Annotated in this window: 13 protein-coding genes and 1 riboswitch; of the genes, 7 read left to right on the forward strand and 6 right to left on the reverse strand. The window is 68.8% G+C overall.

Annotation, left to right across the window (positions count from 1 at the left end; all coding sequences use genetic code 11):
• The 4 genes from VGS97_RS15675 to VGS97_RS15690 form a co-directional block, all read left to right on the forward strand.
• The coding region (locus VGS97_RS15675; RefSeq protein ID WP_326854257.1) for a hypothetical protein at positions 1-558 on the forward strand (558 nt) is incomplete at its 5' end.
• Positions 555-1,586 (forward strand): hypothetical protein, encoded by a 1,032-nt coding sequence (locus VGS97_RS15680; protein WP_326854258.1) that lies wholly within the window; start codon positions 555-557, stop codon positions 1,584-1,586. The genes VGS97_RS15675 and VGS97_RS15680, both read left to right, overlap by 4 nt.
• Positions 1,583-5,314: a tetratricopeptide repeat protein gene (locus VGS97_RS15685; protein WP_326854259.1), complete on the forward strand. Its 3,732-nt coding sequence runs from the start codon at positions 1,583-1,585 to the stop codon at positions 5,312-5,314. Before VGS97_RS15680 ends, VGS97_RS15685 begins: the two co-directional genes overlap by 4 nt.
• Entirely contained in the window at positions 5,301-6,548 is a 1,248-nt protein-coding gene (locus VGS97_RS15690; RefSeq protein WP_326854260.1) for a hypothetical protein, read from the forward strand. Before VGS97_RS15685 ends, VGS97_RS15690 begins: the two co-directional genes overlap by 14 nt.
• Positions 6,549-6,599: 51 nt before the next feature.
• On the opposite strand, the gene VGS97_RS29825 is transcribed toward VGS97_RS15690, so the two are convergent.
• Entirely contained in the window at positions 6,600-6,755 is a 156-nt protein-coding gene (locus VGS97_RS29825; RefSeq protein WP_414641728.1) for a putative Ig domain-containing protein, read from the reverse strand.
• A 53-nt stretch (positions 6,756-6,808) separates the two neighbouring features.
• Positions 6,809-7,708: an SDR family oxidoreductase gene (locus VGS97_RS15695; RefSeq protein ID WP_326854261.1), complete on the reverse strand. Its 900-nt coding sequence runs from the start codon at positions 7,706-7,708 to the stop codon at positions 6,809-6,811.
• An 83-nt stretch (positions 7,709-7,791) separates the two neighbouring features.
• Between VGS97_RS15695 and VGS97_RS15700 the strand changes: the two genes are divergently transcribed.
• Complete coding sequence (locus tag VGS97_RS15700) at positions 7,792-8,349, forward strand: TetR family transcriptional regulator (protein WP_326854262.1); 558 nt, start codon at positions 7,792-7,794, stop codon at positions 8,347-8,349.
• A 121-nt stretch (positions 8,350-8,470) separates the two neighbouring features.
• On the opposite strand, the gene VGS97_RS15705 is transcribed toward VGS97_RS15700, so the two are convergent.
• Positions 8,471-10,261 carry a cellulase family glycosylhydrolase gene (locus VGS97_RS15705; RefSeq protein WP_326854263.1) on the reverse strand — a complete coding sequence of 597 codons (1,791 nt, stop codon included), beginning with the start codon at positions 10,259-10,261 and terminating at the stop codon, positions 8,471-8,473.
• A gap of 728 nt (positions 10,262-10,989) precedes the next feature.
• Positions 10,990-11,193, forward strand: a riboswitch (cyclic di-AMP (ydaO/yuaA leader).
• A 99-nt stretch (positions 11,194-11,292) separates the two neighbouring features.
• Here VGS97_RS15705 and VGS97_RS15710 point away from each other — a divergent pair.
• The gene (locus VGS97_RS15710) at positions 11,293-12,855 is read left to right on the forward strand and encodes a DUF4082 domain-containing protein (RefSeq protein WP_326854264.1); all 1,563 of its coding nucleotides are present in this window, start codon (positions 11,293-11,295) and stop codon (positions 12,853-12,855) included.
• A gap of 139 nt (positions 12,856-12,994) precedes the next feature.
• Here the strand turns inward: VGS97_RS15710 and VGS97_RS15715 are convergent, their stop codons facing one another.
• Both VGS97_RS15715 and VGS97_RS15720 read right to left on the reverse strand, forming a co-directional pair.
• Positions 12,995-14,131 (reverse strand): alpha/beta hydrolase, encoded by a 1,137-nt coding sequence (locus VGS97_RS15715; RefSeq protein ID WP_326854265.1) that lies wholly within the window; start codon positions 14,129-14,131, stop codon positions 12,995-12,997.
• Between the two features lie 285 nt (positions 14,132-14,416).
• The gene (locus VGS97_RS15720; RefSeq protein ID WP_326854266.1) at positions 14,417-14,914 is read right to left on the reverse strand and encodes a hypothetical protein; all 498 of its coding nucleotides are present in this window, start codon (positions 14,912-14,914) and stop codon (positions 14,417-14,419) included.
• A 300-nt stretch (positions 14,915-15,214) separates the two neighbouring features.
• Here VGS97_RS15720 and VGS97_RS15725 point away from each other — a divergent pair, with 300 nt between their 5' ends.
• Entirely contained in the window at positions 15,215-15,637 is a 423-nt protein-coding gene (locus VGS97_RS15725) for a hypothetical protein (protein WP_326854267.1), read from the forward strand.
• 95 nt (positions 15,638-15,732) lie between these two features.
• Here VGS97_RS15725 and VGS97_RS15730 read toward each other — a convergent pair whose 3' ends face one another.
• On the reverse strand, positions 15,733-16,965 hold the full coding sequence (locus VGS97_RS15730; protein ID WP_326854268.1) for a nucleotide disphospho-sugar-binding domain-containing protein: 1,233 nt from the start codon (positions 16,963-16,965) through the stop codon (positions 15,733-15,735).
• Positions 16,966-17,139 lie beyond the last annotated feature (174 nt).

Consider the following 17,139-nt stretch of genomic DNA (forward strand, 5'->3'; position numbering starts at 1 on the left):
CTCGCGCCGAGGCCGTGGGCCGACCGGCTCTTCATCGTGGAGCGATTCGCCTGGCTCGCCGCGAACGACCCCGCCGTGCGGCTCGGCCTCCAGAGCATCGCGACGTCCGGCGAGCTGGTGCCCCTCACCGAGGACCGGATCAGACAGTTCAACGACCAAGCCGAATCGCGCCTGGACCGGGTGGCCGCCGAACAATCCGAGAGCCCGGGCGAGCTCGACCGGCTCGTCGAGCTCGACGAGTTGCTGCGCGGCCTCGTGCCCATCCCGCTGCCCGCGACAGACAGCTGGTGGGCGGCCGAGTTGAAGCACTGGACGAGCGTGCTGAGCACCCACCGGCAGGCCAAGGACGTCCAGATCCTGCCGCTCGACATCGTGAACTTCGAGCCGCTGCGCGACCAGTACGAGTCGATCACCCCCCGGCTGCCGTGGGATCAGACGGCCGAGTACAGGGTCGTGGATCCCGGCCGGCCGGTGTGGATCCTGCGCTACGCGCGCCGGGGCAGGATGCGCTCGCCGAGGAACAAGGGCCGGATCCTCATCGAGTCCGCACCCGCATGAACGCGGAACCGCATCCTCGCGCACGGGCCGACCCGCTCGCCGGGCCGGCCCGCTGGCGGCGTCTGGCGGCTCTGCTCGCCGAGCCGGGCCCAGCCCGCTTCATCGACGCCCCGCCCGCAGGGCTGGCCGCCGACCTGGAACTGGCCGCGCTACTGGCGCAGGGTGCCGCTCCAGCGTCGTGTGAGTGCAGAGTCCTGATCTTCGATGCCACTCGCCCCGGCGTCTGTCGGCTCGGTGACGTCGTCGGCGCGGTACCGCCGCCACCGTCCGCAATCCGCTGCCGCTGGACCGCTGTGCGCTGGGATCGAAATCGCGACGGCGCGTTGTCGTCCCGTGGTGGCGCCATGACTGCGGCGGACGCGCGGACCGCCGTGCTTGAGGCACATGCGGTCGTCGTGGTCGTCGACTACCGCGAGGTCGTCGCCGATGAGCGGCGGGCGCAGCGCATCGCCGGAATCGTCGCGCCCTGGCTGCGCCTCGCAGCGGAATGGACCGCCCCGGAACTGCTCACCCTTGCGGTCGACGCGGTCGAGTGGAGCAATTCGGTCCCCGAAAGCCGGCTCGGCTGGACCCGCCGCGTGGTGCGCGACCGGCTGGCGCTGCCGGATGGATGGCCTGCTGAGGGAATCACCGAAATGTCCACGGCCCGCGCCTTCGCGGCGATCGGGAGGGAAGCGCGCGGCGCGGCCCCGCCCGGATTCGCCGAGCGGGAGCGGGCGGATCAGGGCGTGGACGCGGTGCTCGACCGCACTATCGGTCCCTTCGACCAAGACCCGGCCCATTTCTTCGCACTCGCGGCGATGTCCACGGCGCGTGCCTCGTTCCGCCGAGCCGCGACAGCACTCGGCGAAATGCTGGCAGCACGGCCGGCCGACCCCGGCCTGGACCCGGACGGCCTGTCATCCGGGCGCAGCGCCGGACGCCGCCAGGCCTGGCTCGTGGCCGAGGGGCTGGCCGGATCGCTCGCTGCGGCCGGGGACGCGCTCAGCGACGCCCTCGACGAGCTCCGCGCTGCGAGGCCGACATGAGTCCCGCCGCAGACCCCGCCGCAGACCCCGGCGGTGACGCTCCGGCGAGCGGCGCCGTCGGCGCGGTGTTCGTGCAGAACGTCCTGGCTCAGGGCTCCGCTCGGGCGAACGCCGTCATGTTCGGCGACCAGTACAACTACATCTATCGCGGTGAGCCGCCCTATCGCGTCGAACCGTGGCCTACGTCTCCCCGGGCTCGGCCCGTCGGGGCGGGCCGAGCGCCGAGCCGGCTGCTGTCGGCGCACCACGGGATCGTGCCGTTCTTCCCGCGCCCCGAGGTGGCGGACGTGCGGGAGTGGCGGGACGAGTCCGCGACCCCGGTGCGCGCCCTGCTCCTACACGCCGAGGGCGGGGCGGGCAAGACCCGGCTCGCCGACCACTTCGCCCGCTCCTGCGCGCAGGCCGGCTGGACCGTGGCGCGCGTACGCCACCGCAGCGAACTCGCCTCGGCGGGCGGCGGCGACGAGAGCCTGGCGGTGCGTCCGCCCGGCCTCGTCCTCATCGTCGACTACGCCGACCGCTGGCCGGTGCGGGACTTGGTCGCCCTGGTGCGCCAACATGCCGACGCCGCGCGCGACCGGGTACGAATCCTGCTCGCGGCGCGTTCGGCGCAGCGCTGGTGGCAGCTGCTGGCGCACCAGTTCGCGAAGAACGCAGTCGACGCCGACGCCCTGCGGCTGCGCCCGCTTCCGGCCGATCCGGATGTACGCGCGGCGGTCTACCGGTCCGCGCGCGACCGATTCGCGCAGATATACGGCATCGACGAAGCAGGCTTGACCGACCCTGCGGCCGAGATCCTCGCCGACGAGACTTACGCCTTGATGCTCACCGTGCACATGAAGGCACTGGTAGACGTCGACTCGGCAACGCGCGGCGCCCCGCCCGGCACCATCGCCGCCACGGCGGGCGCGGCCGGGCTGTCCTCCTACCTGCTGGACCGGGAGCTCGATCACTGGCGTTCACTGCACGACGCGGGCGCCGGACCGTCGGGCACCGACGAGAACCGGATGGCACGTGCCGTCTACATCGGAATCCTGACCGGCGAAGTCGATCCATCCACCGGTGCCGAGGCGCTGCTGCGCGCTGGTGTCGCGGACAACGGGCAGACAGCGCAGCGCGTGCTGAGCGATCACGCGCTCTGCTATCCCGCGCAGCAAGCCGACGCGGTACTGGCCCCGCTCATGCCCGACCGCTTGGCCGAGGACTACCTGGCGTTGACCCTGCCCGGCAGGGAATCAGAGCATGGTTATTATTCGACGGACGATTGGGCGCAGTCCGCGGCAACGGCGCTGCTCGCTCCCAGCGCAGATCAGAGCACGCATGATGACGATCAATCGCCGCCGCCGTACGCCGGACGCGCCGTCACGGTACTGATCGAATCGGCGCGGCGCTGGCCCCAGGTGACCGTCGCGCACCTTGAGCCGCTGCTGCGGCGGCGGCCGCAACTCGCCCCACTCGCCGGATCAGCGGCCCTCAGCCGCCTCGCCGCGATAAGCGAGCTGCCCACGGACGTCCTCGCCGGCGTCGAAGCCGGCCTTCCCCGCTCCCGTCACGTCGATCTCGACATCGGAGCGGCCGCCGTGACCCGGCGCTTGGCAGAGCACAGACTCGCGCGGACCGAAGCGCCATCCGCGCGCGCTGACGTCTTTCACAACCTCGCGGCGCGAGAGGCGAACGTAGGGGACTACCCGATCGCACTCGCCGCGATCTCCGACGCGGTACAACTGCGCCGGACGGCCGCAGACGTCGACGAGGAGCGGATTCCCGCGCTCGTCGACGCGCTGATCGATATGAGCACTCTGCTTGCGGGCACCGGCCGCCCGGACGAGGCACTGACCGCGGCCGAGGAGGCCGTCTCCCTCGCCCGGAGCTTCACCGGTCCGCCTGCCGGCGACTCCCGCCTCGCGGCGGCGCTCGACTCGGCCGCGAGCAGGCTGTCCGATCTGAGCCGCTGGGACGAGTCCGTCGGCCCGGCCGCCGAGGCGTTGGGGCTGCGGCGCCACCACGCCACGCAGGATCCTGACGCGCGGCGCGATCTGGCCGCCTCGCTCAACAACTTCGCCGGGCGGCTCATCGACACCCGCCGGTACGACGAGGCCGTGGCGCCGGCCGAACAGGCCGTGGAGATCTTCCGGGGGCTGGCGGGCCGCGCACCGGAAGCCCACCTTCCGGACCTGGCCGTCGCGCTGGATCAGCTGGCCGGGCGCCTCTCCGTCAACCACCGGCCGGAAGACGCGCTGGCCGCGGCCGAGGAGTCGGTGCGCATCGCCCGCGCGCTGGCCCGGAAGAACCCGGCCGCCTTCGTGCCCGAACTCGCGGCCAAGCTGTCCAACCTCAGCATATGGCTGTCGGACGCCGGCCGGGTCGAGGACGCTCTGGACCGCCTGCTCGAAGCGGCGCAACTTCTCCACAGCCCGGCACCGGCGGCGCCGACCACGACGCCATCCTCGCCGCCGGCCCTCCATCTGCCCACCTACACCACGGTCCTGCACAACTTGGCGGCGTGCCTACTCACGCTCGGCCGCCCCGGGGAGGCGCTCGCACCCGCCCGCGAGTCGCTGCATATCACGCGCCGACTCGCTACAGCGCAACCGGCCGCACATCTGCCGGGACTGGCCGAGGCATTGCACTTACTTGCCGGATGTCTCAAAGCCCTCGGCCGGACGTGGTGGGAGCTGGCGATCCGGCGGGAGTGCGTCGCCGTCCTGCGCGATTCGGCGGACCGCGACCCCGTGAACGCCCGCCACTACCTCCCAGCCATTTCGCAGGGCCTTGACGCCATCGCGACCGCCCTCGACACCCTCGACCGCGGCGCCGAAGCGCTCACGGTCCGACTTGAGCAGTTCGGGCTCTGTCAGCAGCTTGCCGAAGACCTGCCGGAGACCTTCCTGTCCGGCCTCGTCGCGCTCGGCGCCTCGCTGAGCGCGCAACTGCTGCAACAGGACGGCCGGTCGGGCGACGCGGTCGACGTCGCCCGCGTCGCTCTCGACGCATCCCGGCACTTGGCCGCGGCCGACCCGACCCGATACGGCCAGAGCATCGATGTGGCGCTCAGCAGACTGGCCGAAGCGCTGACGGCGTCCGGCCGCCGCGACGAAGCACTCGAACCGCTGCGGGAACTGGCCCGCATCGAACAAGGTCCTTCGGATCCCATCGCCGCTGCTACTGGTACTGCCGTCGCCGGCGTGCACGGCGATCCCAGCCTTCTTCAATTCCAGTACGCGCTCCGAAACGGCGCGTTGGCCGACCTTGCCGTCGCCCTCGCGGAAGCCGACCATCATGACGAGGCGGTCGCCACGGCCCACCGCCTCGCCGACAAGTGCCGCCCGAACGGATCGATCGACGTCGCCCTCCGCCTGCCCAGGCTCGTCGACGCGTTCAACCGCCTCGGCGGGCGCCTCTCGCGCCGCGGCCAAAGCGAGGCGGCGACCGAGGCGTTCCGGGCGTCGGTGTCGCTGGGCCGTCTCCTGATGGACACGCTGCCCGGCGTGGCGCTGCCCAAGATCGGGGAGGCGATCAGGCGCCTCGGCGCCGCGCTGCCCGATCTGGGTGCCGATGCCGATCTCGGCGCTGCGGCCGCTGCGTACGCCGCGCTCGTCGGCGCGTCGGTACAGACCGTCGTCGCCTCCGGGCGATCGGTCGCCAGTGCCGTGATGCACGGCGATCAGACCAATGTCTTCGCCTCGGAGCGCGAGCAGGAGCAGGAGAGACGCGATGGCAGGGCTTGAATACCGTGCGGTGCTCGACGTCGACATCGAAGGTTCCTCGGGCCGCGGGGACGTGGCGCTGAGGGTGATCCGCGAGCGGCTCTTCGACGCGCTGGAGAGCTCATTTCGGCTCGCCGGGATCGACTGGGAAATCTGCCTTCGCGCGGACAAGGGTGACGGGATGCTGATCGTAGCTCCACCCGGCACGGCGAAGGCGGCTCTTATCCATCCACTGATCCCTCAACTCGCGGCGCGGCTGAGGTCGCACAATCGCGGTGCCGGGCCGGGTACCCGCATCCGGGTGCGAGTCGCGATGCACGCGGGCGAACTGCATCTCGACGGCGAGGGCGACGTGATGGGCGGGACCATGGAAGTGATCGCGCGCCTGCTCGACGCAGCGCCATTGCGTAGCGCGCTGCGCGCGGCGCCGCCGGACACCCCGCTGGCGCTGATCGTCTCGCGGCACGTCTACGAGGACACGGTCGGACACGGCTATCCCGGCGTCGTGCCGGAAGACTTCCGCAAGGTCCGCGTCGAGGTGAAGAAATACGGCGACGACGCCTGGCTGTACGTGCCGGGACTCGCGGTCACCGCGCAAGAGGTCACCAACGCCGCCGCGAACACCGGCACCGATGCCGGACCGCTTCCCCGACAGGACCCCACGTCGGACACGGGCGCGTCGGCAGGTCTGCACCAGACGATTGAAGCGTCCGGATACGGCACGGCGGCAGGAACACAGTATGGCAACACGTATATAGGTGGCGCGACAGGCCGGGGAAGGGGAGCACGCATGGGAGCCGAGGGGGAGATCGCCGCGCTGGCCGCCGCCGGAGCGACGACATTGGTGGCGGCGATGGCCACGGACATGTGGCGGGCTGTGCGCGACGCCGTCGCCGCGCTGTTCCACCGGGCGGATCCCGAGCGAGGCGGCGCGGTCGCGGCCCGCTTGGACGAGAACGCCGCGCTCGTGAGCGCCGCACCGGACCCGCGATCGGCACGTGAGGTCGTACGGGGCGTGTGGGAACTCGAACTCGCGATGCTGCTGAGCTCGGCACCGGACACCGCGCCGGATCTCGAAGCGCTGACCCGCTGGTACGACCGCGCTGCCGGTGCGCGTATGCCGGGCGCGATGACACAAACGATCACCGCCCGCGAGTCCGGCTTGGCCGTGGGAGCGCAGATGGGTGATGTGCACGTACATCCGGCCCCGACTCCAGCTCCAACTGGTGCTGACACCCCGTCCACAGACAGATAGCCGTGTCCGGGGCCGTTGCTACCGACCCCGGACGCGATGCCGGTCTTCGTATTACGGCGCTACGGTCCAGATGAAGCTCTGGCTGGCGACTGCGCCGGTGGCGTCGCCAGCGGTGACGGTGACAGTGCTGGTTCCTGTGGCGGTCGGGGTTCCGGTGATGGCTCCGGTGCTGGTCGCCCATGCGTCAGTGGTGGGGTTCCAGTAGATGCCGTCGCGTCGGCGATCCTTCGTGGCCTGTCAAATGTTAATGTGTTGGTAAATTACTCCGGGAGTGCGTAGGCGCCGGCGGCGATGTCCTCGAAGAGCGTCGGGCCGGTCGGCGTCCAGTCGAGCAGTTGCCGGGTACGCGCGCTGGTGGCGGTGATGTCCATACCGAAGAAGCGCCCGATCCAGCCGAAGTGGGCCTCGGCGTCCTGCGGTGCGACTGAGACCGTCGGTAGACCGAGATAGGCGCCGATGGCGGCGGCGATGTCGCGGGAGGGCAGGCCGTCCTCGGCCACGGCGTGCAGCCGTGAACCAGCCGGGGCCTTCTCCAGCGCGAGAAGAATCATCCGCGCGGCGTCGGCGACGTGCACCGCCGCCCAGCGGGTTGAGCCATCGCCGATGTAGCCTGCCGCCCCGCGCTCCTTCGCGATCTTCGTCAGCATCGCGGTGAAGCCGTGGTCGCGCATGCCGTGCACGGTCGGGGCGAAGCGCAGCGCCGCTGGACGCACCCCGCGCGCGGCGTAGGAGAGGGCCAGGTTCTCGCCGCCGCCGCGCATCGAGTCCGCGCCGTGGAACGGCGACGCGTCGTCCTCGGTCAGCGGCCTTTGGATGTCGGCCGACGCCAGCCCGGAGGCGATCAGGAACGGCCGGTCGCTGCCCTCAAGCGTGTCGAGCATCCGCTGAACGGCGGCGTTCTCGCCGCGCCACGACGCGGCGAGGTCGGTGAAGTCGTGCTTCGCGGCCAGGTGGATCACGCCGTCGGCGGCTGCCGCGCCTGCGGCGAGGCTGCCCAGGTCGTCGATGGTGCCGCGGTGGGCGGCGGCGCCCTTGGCCTCCAGCACGGCGGCCGCCTCGTCGGAACGGGCGAGGCCGACGACCTTGTGACCGTGGGCGATGAGCGTGTCGGTGACGGCCGAGCCGATCCAGCCGGTGGCGCCGGTGACGAAAACGCGCATGGGAGCATCCCTTCCAAGGGTATGGCAGTGACTGACATCAACCATACCACGGTCATGTCAGTCGCTGTCATTACACTGGAGGCATGGGTCGCTGGGAACCGGACGCACGAGGGCGGATGATCCGCGCCGCCGTGGAGCTTTTCACCGAGCGCGGTTTCGAGCAGACCACGGCCGGCGAGATCGCCGAGCGCGCCGGCGTCACCGAGCGCACGTTCTTCCGGCACTTCGCCGACAAGCGCGAGGTCCTGTTCGACGGCTCCAGGACCATGGAGCGCACGGCGTATGACGCGATCCTGGCCGCGGCCGACGACCTCTCGCCGCTCGACGCGGCACTGGCCGGGATGACCGCGGGCGGCGGCATGCTGGAGGACATCCGGGACCACGCCATCCGCCGCTCGAAGATCGTCGCGGCCAATCCCGGTCTACAGGAGCGTGAGCTGCTGAAGCTCGCGGCGATGGCCGAGGTGGCGACCGAGGCGCTGCGCAAACGCGGCGTCGGCGAGCCCGCCGCCAGCCTCGCCGCCCACAGCGCGGTGACGGTCTTCCACGTCGCGTTTACCCGCTGGCTCTCCGCACAGCCGGCCCCGAGCTTCGCCGACTGCGTCGCACAAGCCGCGGACGCACTGCGGGCTCTGTTATGACCCGGCCCCGCGATGGCCCTGCCATGACATGTCCCTGTTATGACGCTGCCTCCCGGTGCGACCGGGAGGCAGCGTAAGTATCCGTATCAGCTGTTGCCGTGCGTCGGACGGCGACGTCAGGTCACGAGCCCGCCGCCAGGGCTGTCAGATGCGCTTCGTACGCGGCGCCGAACGCGGTCGCGTCGCCGGTGTAGTCGGTGATCAGCACCGGGCCGCTGGAGCACGCACCGCTCCAGGCGTCCCAGGTCCAGGCCAGGTAGCTGCCGCCCTGCGAGTCGAGCCAGCTCATCAGGGGATTGATGAAAGTCCCGGTGCAGTCGTTCTCGCCGATCTCGCCGGCGACCAGCGGGACCTTGGCGATGACCGGCGCGACCTGGCTGGTCCAGCAGGACTGGGGCGCGCAGGCGTTGAAGTTGTACGAGTGCCAGGAGACCGCCAGGTTGTTGTCGGGGTCGGTCGGCTCGTAGCCGAGCCACTGCGTCAGGTCGTTCGACCAGGACAGTCCGCCGAGCATCAGGACATTGTCGGCGCCCGACGAGCGGACCGCGTTCACCAGCGACTGCATACCCGCGACGCTGTACCCGATTCCGGCGCAGGTGCCGCCGTTCAGCCAGCACTGCCAGCCCTCGGTCTCGTTGTTCGCGTCGGCCTGCGACGGATACGGCTCGTTGAAGAGGTCGAAGACGACCGAGTCGTCGCCCTTGAAAGCGCCGGCCACCGACGTCCAGAACGGCACCGCCTCGGCCGTGTCCGGCATCGGCTTCTGACAGGTCGCCTGCGCGGAACCGCAGCCCGCGCCGGGCCCGGAATAGGCGCCGTCGGTCCAGTGCAGGTCGAGGACCGCCACGATCCCGTTGTCGTTGAGGAGGTTGACGTACGACTTGATCGCGGACTGATACGCAGCTCCCGCATACGCCGCGTTCACGTACGACTCGCTGTTCCAGCACGCCTCGTTCAGCGGGATGCGGACCGCGTTGATCCCCCACTCCTTCATCACCGTGACCGAGGGCTGATCCACCGGGCCGGTCCAGATCCCGTATCCCTGCACGCAGTTGGTCTCGGCGCCGGAACGGTCCACACCGTGCAGCAGCACCGTCTTGCCGCTCTTGTCCGCCAGCTTGCTGCCCGACACGTGCAACTGCGGCGCGGTCGATGAGGCGGACACCGCGCTGACCTGGATCGGGAACGAGGACGCCGAGACTCCGGCGCTGTCGAACGCCTCGGCGGTGACGTTGTAGTAGCCGGCCGGGACGGCGGGCCACGTGAAGGTGTACGGCGCCGCGGTGTCGGTGGCCAGCACCGTCGGGGTGGCCGAAGCGCCGGGCAGCAGGGAGTTTTCGAGGAACTCGACCTTGGCGATCGACGCGGTCGGCTCGCTCGCCGCCGCGGCAAAGGCCAGCGACGCGCCCGGAGCGACCGTCGTGTCCGGAGCCGGAGTGGTGATCTGCACCGAGGGCACCTGCGCCGCGCCGTTGCAGGCGTATCCGTTCATGGTGAAGTAGGCCGGCGGGTTGTTGGTGTTGCCGGCCAGGCCGATGAACCCGAGGCTGATGCTCGCCCCGGTCGCCAGCGCGCCGTTGTAGCTCTCGTTCACGACCGACACGTCCGGCCCGTTCTGGGAGAACGCGCCGTTCCAGCCGTTCTCGACCGTCTGGCCGCTCGGGAACCGGAACGCCACCGCCCAGCTCGACACGGCCGGACCGTTGTTGGTGACGGTGAGAGCCACCTGGAAGCCGCCCTGCCAGCTGCTCGTCACCGTATACGCGGCAGTGCAGTTCGACGTGGCCGCGGCGGCGGGGACGGCGGACACCGCGCCGATCGCCATCCCCGCCACGGCCGTGGCGACCGCGATGGCCGCGGCCGTCAGCCTTCGAACCCGGAATCTCGACCCCGGCAACGCCCGTGTGACCATACCGCGCACCTCTCCCGCCTGATGACGGATTTGCCTGCCGCCTGCCCGATCGCCTCGGACCTTCAGCAGTTAGATACAGACACGGCAGATGATGACCAACACGGGGCGTCAGCCCAACGCTCTGACCTGCCCGTCCATGTGAAAGCAGACAGAACGCCGCGCACCGGCGCCCCGATCCGGGACGCTCTGTCCGCTTGGCTTCGAGGCGTGTTTCCAAGGGATTCGCCGGAAATCCACGACAGACGCAGAACCTGCAATGATTCGCCGAGCTGGAAACGGTTGGCTTGAATCAGCGAATCGGTTTGATTTTCTGATATATGACTGACACCGGGAGTGCCACCCCTCACCGACGCGTGGCCGTGGCTGTAGGCGTACGGGAGCACGACGGGCAGTCCGCCTCCGCGGGAATCGGTCGTCACGATGCCGCAGGCCTTGCCGTAGCGTGGATGTGACGGCGTGTCGAGTATCACATCTATATCCGTGTCGTGGCATAGAGCGACCAGGTCATGGCGCACCGCAAGTGGTTCGGTAAAAACTTCCCCAACATCTCTGAAGTCGCAGGGATGTGGTGGCACGACCCGGGGACGGCCTCATAGAGTCGAGCCCGTGCGTCCGGTCAACGCCGTCAGAAAGGCGGCACCGGCGCACCCGCCGAGTCCACATTTCGCGCGGCGGCCCGTGTGTCGCAATACCGACCTTCGATACGCTTCAAGCGTTCGAAGGTACTCTGAACTGGTGTGCCCGCGGTCCAACACGCCGTGGAGCCGGGGACCCACTGTCATCGAAGACGCACGTCCCTGGGGTGAATCGGTGCACCGTGCCCTGTTGCCGAGCGCAATGCCGCCTCGGCAGCCTGCGCACGGCGCCGTAGGGTGAAAGCACTCCCCGCCCGAACCCGTCAGCTAACCCGGTAGGCGGTCGGAGGAGAGGCACGGCAAAACCTTATGGGTGCACACGCGACCCCCAGACTGAAACGATCACGTTCCAAACGGCCGCGGTCGAAGCGATCGAAAGTAGCGATCGCTTCCGTCGTGTTCTCGCTGCTCGCCGCCGCCGTCGGCTTCTACGTGAGCCAGATCGCGTCCGCTGTCGCCGTTCAGAGCCTGTGGTCCGGCAGCACCGTGCCGACGAGTGCCGACTCGTCGGACCCCAACAGCGTCAACGTCGGCATGAGGTTCCATTCCGCGGTCCCGGGACAGATTCTCGGGATCCGTTTCTACAAGGGCCCTCGCAACACGGGCACCCACGTCGGAGCGCTTTGGTCGGCCGCGGGAAAGCAGCTGGGCGCCGTCACCTTCACGAAGGAGACGACCACCGGCTGGCAGGTCGCCATGTTCGCGACACCGGTCGACATCACCGCGTCCACCACCTACGAGGCCTCGTATCTGGCTCCGCACGGTCACTATGCGCATGACGACAACTACTTCAAGGTCGCGTATCAGAGCGGGGACCTGGTCGCCAACCAGATGACGTCGCAGCAGGGCAACGGCATCTACACGTACGCCGGCACGACTGCTCGGCCCGTGACCGCGTCCCCTCAGACGAGCAACTACTGGGTCGACGTGCTGTTCAAGCCGTCGTCCACAGGGACCTCGGCTCCGGCACCGGCTGTCACGTCCGGCAGTGCGTCGGCCTCGCCGTCCTCTTCCGCCTCCGCTTCCCCATCGCTTTCCGCCTCTGCCTCTGCGAGCAAGACCTCTGCGCCGTCCTCCCCGAGCGCAAGCTCGGTGCCTTCGTCGCTCGTCGTGACGTCCTCGCCTGGCGGCTACGTCAAGCCTGGCAGCGTGGGCTACCTGGGGAGCACGTCCGCCCTGAAGGTCTACGAGCCAGGCGGGGCGGCCCCCAGCGGCTGTGGCTGGCAGTCCTTCGGCCTGCGCTGTGACCAAACGAATCTGACTCTCGATCACGTGTGGATCAAGGGAAGCTTCTTCTGGACCGGCACCGGCAACCTGACGATCTCCCAATCGATCGTCCAGGGCGGGACCAGCGACTCCTGGTACGCGATCCTCGGGCACCCCGATACGTCCGGCCCGCTCAACTCGACGATCAAGGTGACCGACTCCACGGTCGGCTGGCTGCCCGGAAAGACGATGCCCTCCGGCGAGGACGTCGCCCCGATCTGGTCCGCCTACGGCAATCAGGCGCAGATCGCGATTCGTGACGACCTGTCGGGCATGCCTCAAGGCATCGATCCGACCGACAATTCGATCATCCAGAACAACTGGATTCACGGCTTGGCGCAGACGGGTACCGCGAGCACGCCCACGCACCTGGACGGCATCTTCAGCCAGGGCGGCGGCAACATCGTGATCGACGGCAACTACGTGGACGCCCCGGTCCGCAGCGACACCACCGCGGCGATCTTCATCCAGGACCGGGGTTCCTCGGACACCGGTATCTCGATCACCGACAACTACCTCAACGGCGGCGCCTTCAACCTGCGCAACCAGACGGGCATCAACGTCGACGTCGAGAACAACACGTTCGCGAACAACGTGTGGGGCCCCGTCGGGGACCTCACCGGGTACACGGGCTCGTACGGAACCTGGGCCGGGAATGTCGATCTCACAGGCGCGGCCGTGCCCAAGCCGTAGCCGAGTCCGCACGATCTACCCGGGTACCCGATCCGCTCATACGATCAGCCACCAGTGGTCGCGGTCGGCTCCGCCTGCTGCTCGAAGCAGATGCGGAGCCGACCGAGACCGCCGACGACCTCGTGTTCGAGCGCCAGTGTCATGCGCGGGCTGCCAGTGCCTCGATCGCGGCGGCTACGGCGGCCGGGCTGTTGACCGGGGTGAGGTGGCGGGCTGCGGGAATGACTGTCGGTTGCGGGGCGCCGATGCGGGCCGCCGTCTGTTGCGGGGTGTCTTGCGTGTAAGCGGAGTCGTCGGCGCCGAAGACGACCGACTTGGGTACCGGCAGGGAGGCCAAGGCGGCGAGTTGCTGCGGTGGCAGGCCGGGAACACCCAGGTTGAGCATCGCCCAGAGCGACGATTCTGCTCCGGGGACTTGCAGCGGCCGTCGCCATTGGGCGAGTCCCGCGGAGTCCAGTCTCGGGCAGGTCGGCCCGCACATGTTGGAGTAGACGGCGCGGATGACGGCGTCGGTGTGCAGTACCAGGCGTAGCAGCGTCGTGCGGTAGGGCTCGATGAACAGCTTGGTGAGCAGTGTCTTCTGGCCCGCGCCGGTGGCCAGCCCGTCACCGTCCAGGAACATGATCCCGCCTGCCGAGGAGGGGGAGCGCAGGGTCGCGGCGGCGACGATCGCGGCGCCGCTGGAGTGTCCGACCAGAATCGGGCGGTCCAGGTGCAACGCCGCGATGAAGCCGAGCAACTGCGTGGACTGATGGCCGAGGTCGAACGGGGCGACCCGCTGCGTGTAGCCCCAGCCGTCCAGGTCGAGGGCGTAGACGCGATGACCTGCCGCGGCCAGCATCGGGGCCGGCCCCTGCCAGGTGTCGGCGGATTCGATGAAGCCGTGCACGAGGACGATCGGGGTTCCGGTCGTGCCCCACTGCCGGTAGCGGGTGGAGATGTCACCGGTCTGCACGTACGTCAGACCGGCGGGCACGGATGCGCGTTGGTTGGTGGCGAGATCGAAGCAGGCCGAGAAAGCCGTGACGCCGAGTAAGAGCACTGCGGCGAAGACCGCGATGCGGCGCGGCCACGTCCGACGGCGCCCGCGCGCGGAACCGTCGGCCCGCACGGCGGTGGTGCCGGAGCCGTCGTCGAGTTGCTCCTCGGCTTCAGCGCTCTGTCCGCCGACGTGATCGATGTCGGAGGCGGATTCGCCTTCGCCTTCGCCTTCGCCTTCGGGCTCCGTGCGAGGCTCGTCAATGTCGGCCGGCGGCGACTGGTCGGAGGGCGGCATCGTCTCGCATTCCGGATCGGTTTCACAGGACGGCCTCCCGACGTTCGTCGAGAGAACCCGCGTCGTGACTGTACCCCGACGGACTTGAACGCTGAGCGCTCGGTCGGTCGTCCGGCGCACTCTCGGTGTTCCCTCCGATCTCGCCGCCCCGGCTTGCCGCACTGGCATTGCGAAGTGGGCCTTGCTGCCGACGTCGACCAGGTCTTCCGGCAGTTGGTGAGACGCCGGTCACGCGGGGCTGACAGGTCCTTGGTCGTGGCCCGTCCGCCCTGCCGGGGCATCGGGTCAGCTGTTCAGGTCTTTCTGGACAGCGGCCACATCTTGCTTGACGAGACTGGTGGTAGCTTCCGCCAGCTCGGCGCCGATCGAGCCGAGCGCGCCCCCCGATTGCTGGATGAACTCGCCGACGTGCTTTTCCAGCAGCGTGTAGTCCGTCAGCATGGTCGTATAGTCGGCGCTCAGCTTCGGCATACATGCCGGAGCGTGGTGCGCGGCCAACAGGTCACCCTCGCTCGTCAGCGTCTCAAGATCGCTGCGAACCGCGTTCATGTCTGGAATGGCGGTCAGCGGCGAGCCGATACCCGCGACCAACAGGTGATCGTCAGCGGTGTCGAGCTGGCCGGGCAGCTTCTTGAGATCCGCGAGGACGCCGGCGTTCTCCCACGCTGCAAGCTGCGCAGGGCAACTCGGGCCGCTCGCGGCCGAACCGCTGCCGCAAGCCGACAGCCCGGACATCGCCAGGAAGGCGGCGCAGACGGCGGATACCAAGGGGACGCGGTTCACGGCCTGCTCCTTAGACGGGAACGCCGGGCCTGCTCGAACGGATCAGCGTGCTTACCCGGTGCCGTAAGTGTCGTAGGCGCCTGCGGCCGCGTCCAGCCCTGACGTGCTCGGCGCCGTCGCCGACCGGTATCCGCCGACGTCCACCGGATTGCGGCCCCGTTGAAGTCGAGCGTGGTTGAGGCCGAGATCACCGCAACGGTCACCGATTGGACTGTAGTTCTACTGGAGCCGCCTCGTCCGGGCGTGTAAGCTTATCTAAGCCTTCTGACTTTGATGGTCCTACGGCTGTGGATGTGGACGATGGTGCTCCTGGTCACGGTTGTCGCCGTTTACGGTTACGTCATCGTCCTTTCGCTGTGGGCGATGCGGGTGCAGCGGGCAGCGGCCATGGTTGCTCACCACCCCCACGATCATCCCGCGGTCTCGCATCTCGTCGAACGGAACCTGCACGGAGACCTGGCCCGCGTGTTGATCGTCTCGTTCGCCGTCCGGCTTGCGCAGCTGTCCCGCGACTTCACGCCCTGGCTGGTCGTTCCGCTGACCATCCTGGTGGCGCTGTTGACAATGCTGGCGCTGACCATTGTGCGGCGGATGGCGATCGAAGATCTGTACAACTGGCACATCGGGCTACTCAACAAAGTGAAGACTGTAGCCCTTCTCATGTGCACCGCGGGACTCTTCATCGACCAGGTATGGCGCATAGTGACGCTCTTCTGGTTCTGATCGCCGCGCGGATTGCGAGTCCTGCGAACGCCTCACACGCCGCCATCGTCATCCACTGGTTTATTTTCGCCAAAGACAAGGTTCTGGACGACCTCTCAGGCCGTCGTGGTCCTCAGCACCGGTCGGCGTGTGCGGAACGCCTGCTCGATGATGTCGGCTGCGCGGCCCACGGCGTCGGCTCCTCTGATCTCGTTTTGATACGTCTGTGCGTTCTGCCGGTAGGAGGGGTTCGTCAGGACGGTGTCGATCGTGGTGCGCAGTCTGCGTGTGTTGGCTTTGTGCACCGGGATGAATTCGGCGACGCCGACGCGTTTGGCCCGCGCCGCGACGCCCGGCTGATCGTATGACACCGGCAGCAGGACCATGGGCACGCCGTAGGCCATCGATTCCAGGACGGTGTTCGCCCCGCCGTGCCCGATGACCAGCGATGCCCGTTTGAGCAGTTCGAGCTGCGGAGCATAGTCCACGATGACCGGTTGGCCGGGGAAGTCCGTCGGGATATGCGCGCCGCGGTGGCCGAGGGAGATCACCAGTTGGGCGTCGAGGTTCTCGCAGGCTTCGGCGATGGTGCGGAACACGCGCTCCCGGCGGTTGAGCAGCGTGCCCATGGAGGCGTAGATCAGGGGCCTGCCGTCGAGGCGCTCCCAGGGGAACTGCACGGGGCTGGCGCTCTCGTAGTCGTGCAGCGGACCGGCGTAGTGGAAGCTCTCCGGCATCTGCGTGCGGGGGAAGTCGAAGAACTCGGGAATCTGGGCGATCTGCGCGAGTGTGGAGAACGTCTGGTCGGGGTTCATGGTCATGGTCGGCAGGCCCCATGCGGCTCGCGTGAGGTTGTCCGCCCTGGCGAGCGGCCTTTGCATCAGGGACCTGACCCGATAGGCGATCTTGTTCCTGGCCCTCGCCTGGTTCGAGTCCTGGTAGGGCCAGGCCATCGTCCACGGCGGGACACCCGGGTCGGTGTTGAGCGGCAGCAGACTGCACACGTTGACGTACGGCAGGTCGTACCGCAGCGCGACCGCCCCGCCGACCGGCTGGATCTGGTCGACCACCAGAGCCTCGATGCCGTTACGCGTGACGGCGCCGGGCAGCTCGCGCCCGTGCATCAGCGCGATGTTCGCCATGTCCTTGATGATGAACCGGATCGCTCGCACTCCGGTCAGCTTCCCCTGCTTGTCGGTGAACCGTTCCAGCGCGCCGAGCGGATATTCCTCGGCGCCGACCGGGATGAATTCGAGGTTGCCGCGCAGTACCTCCTCCTGGGCGTCGAGAGTCGAAATCACCGAGACGCGGTGACCACGGCTGCGCAGCTCACGACCGATAACGATCATCGTATTGACGTGGCCCACGTATGGGGGCGCGACAAGACCAAGGTGCGACACAGCATCCTCCTCATTGCAGTACCAGGCTGAAAGCTGAGCGAGGGTACTAACTAGGCAAATCAGATAACCGGGGCGCCGCCTTACCCCCGTTGCAATGCCGAGAATGCTGCCGTTCGGCCGCCG

This window comes from Actinocrinis sp. (assembly GCF_035946395.1).
GTDB lineage: Bacteria > Actinomycetota > Actinomycetes > Streptomycetales > Catenulisporaceae > Actinocrinis.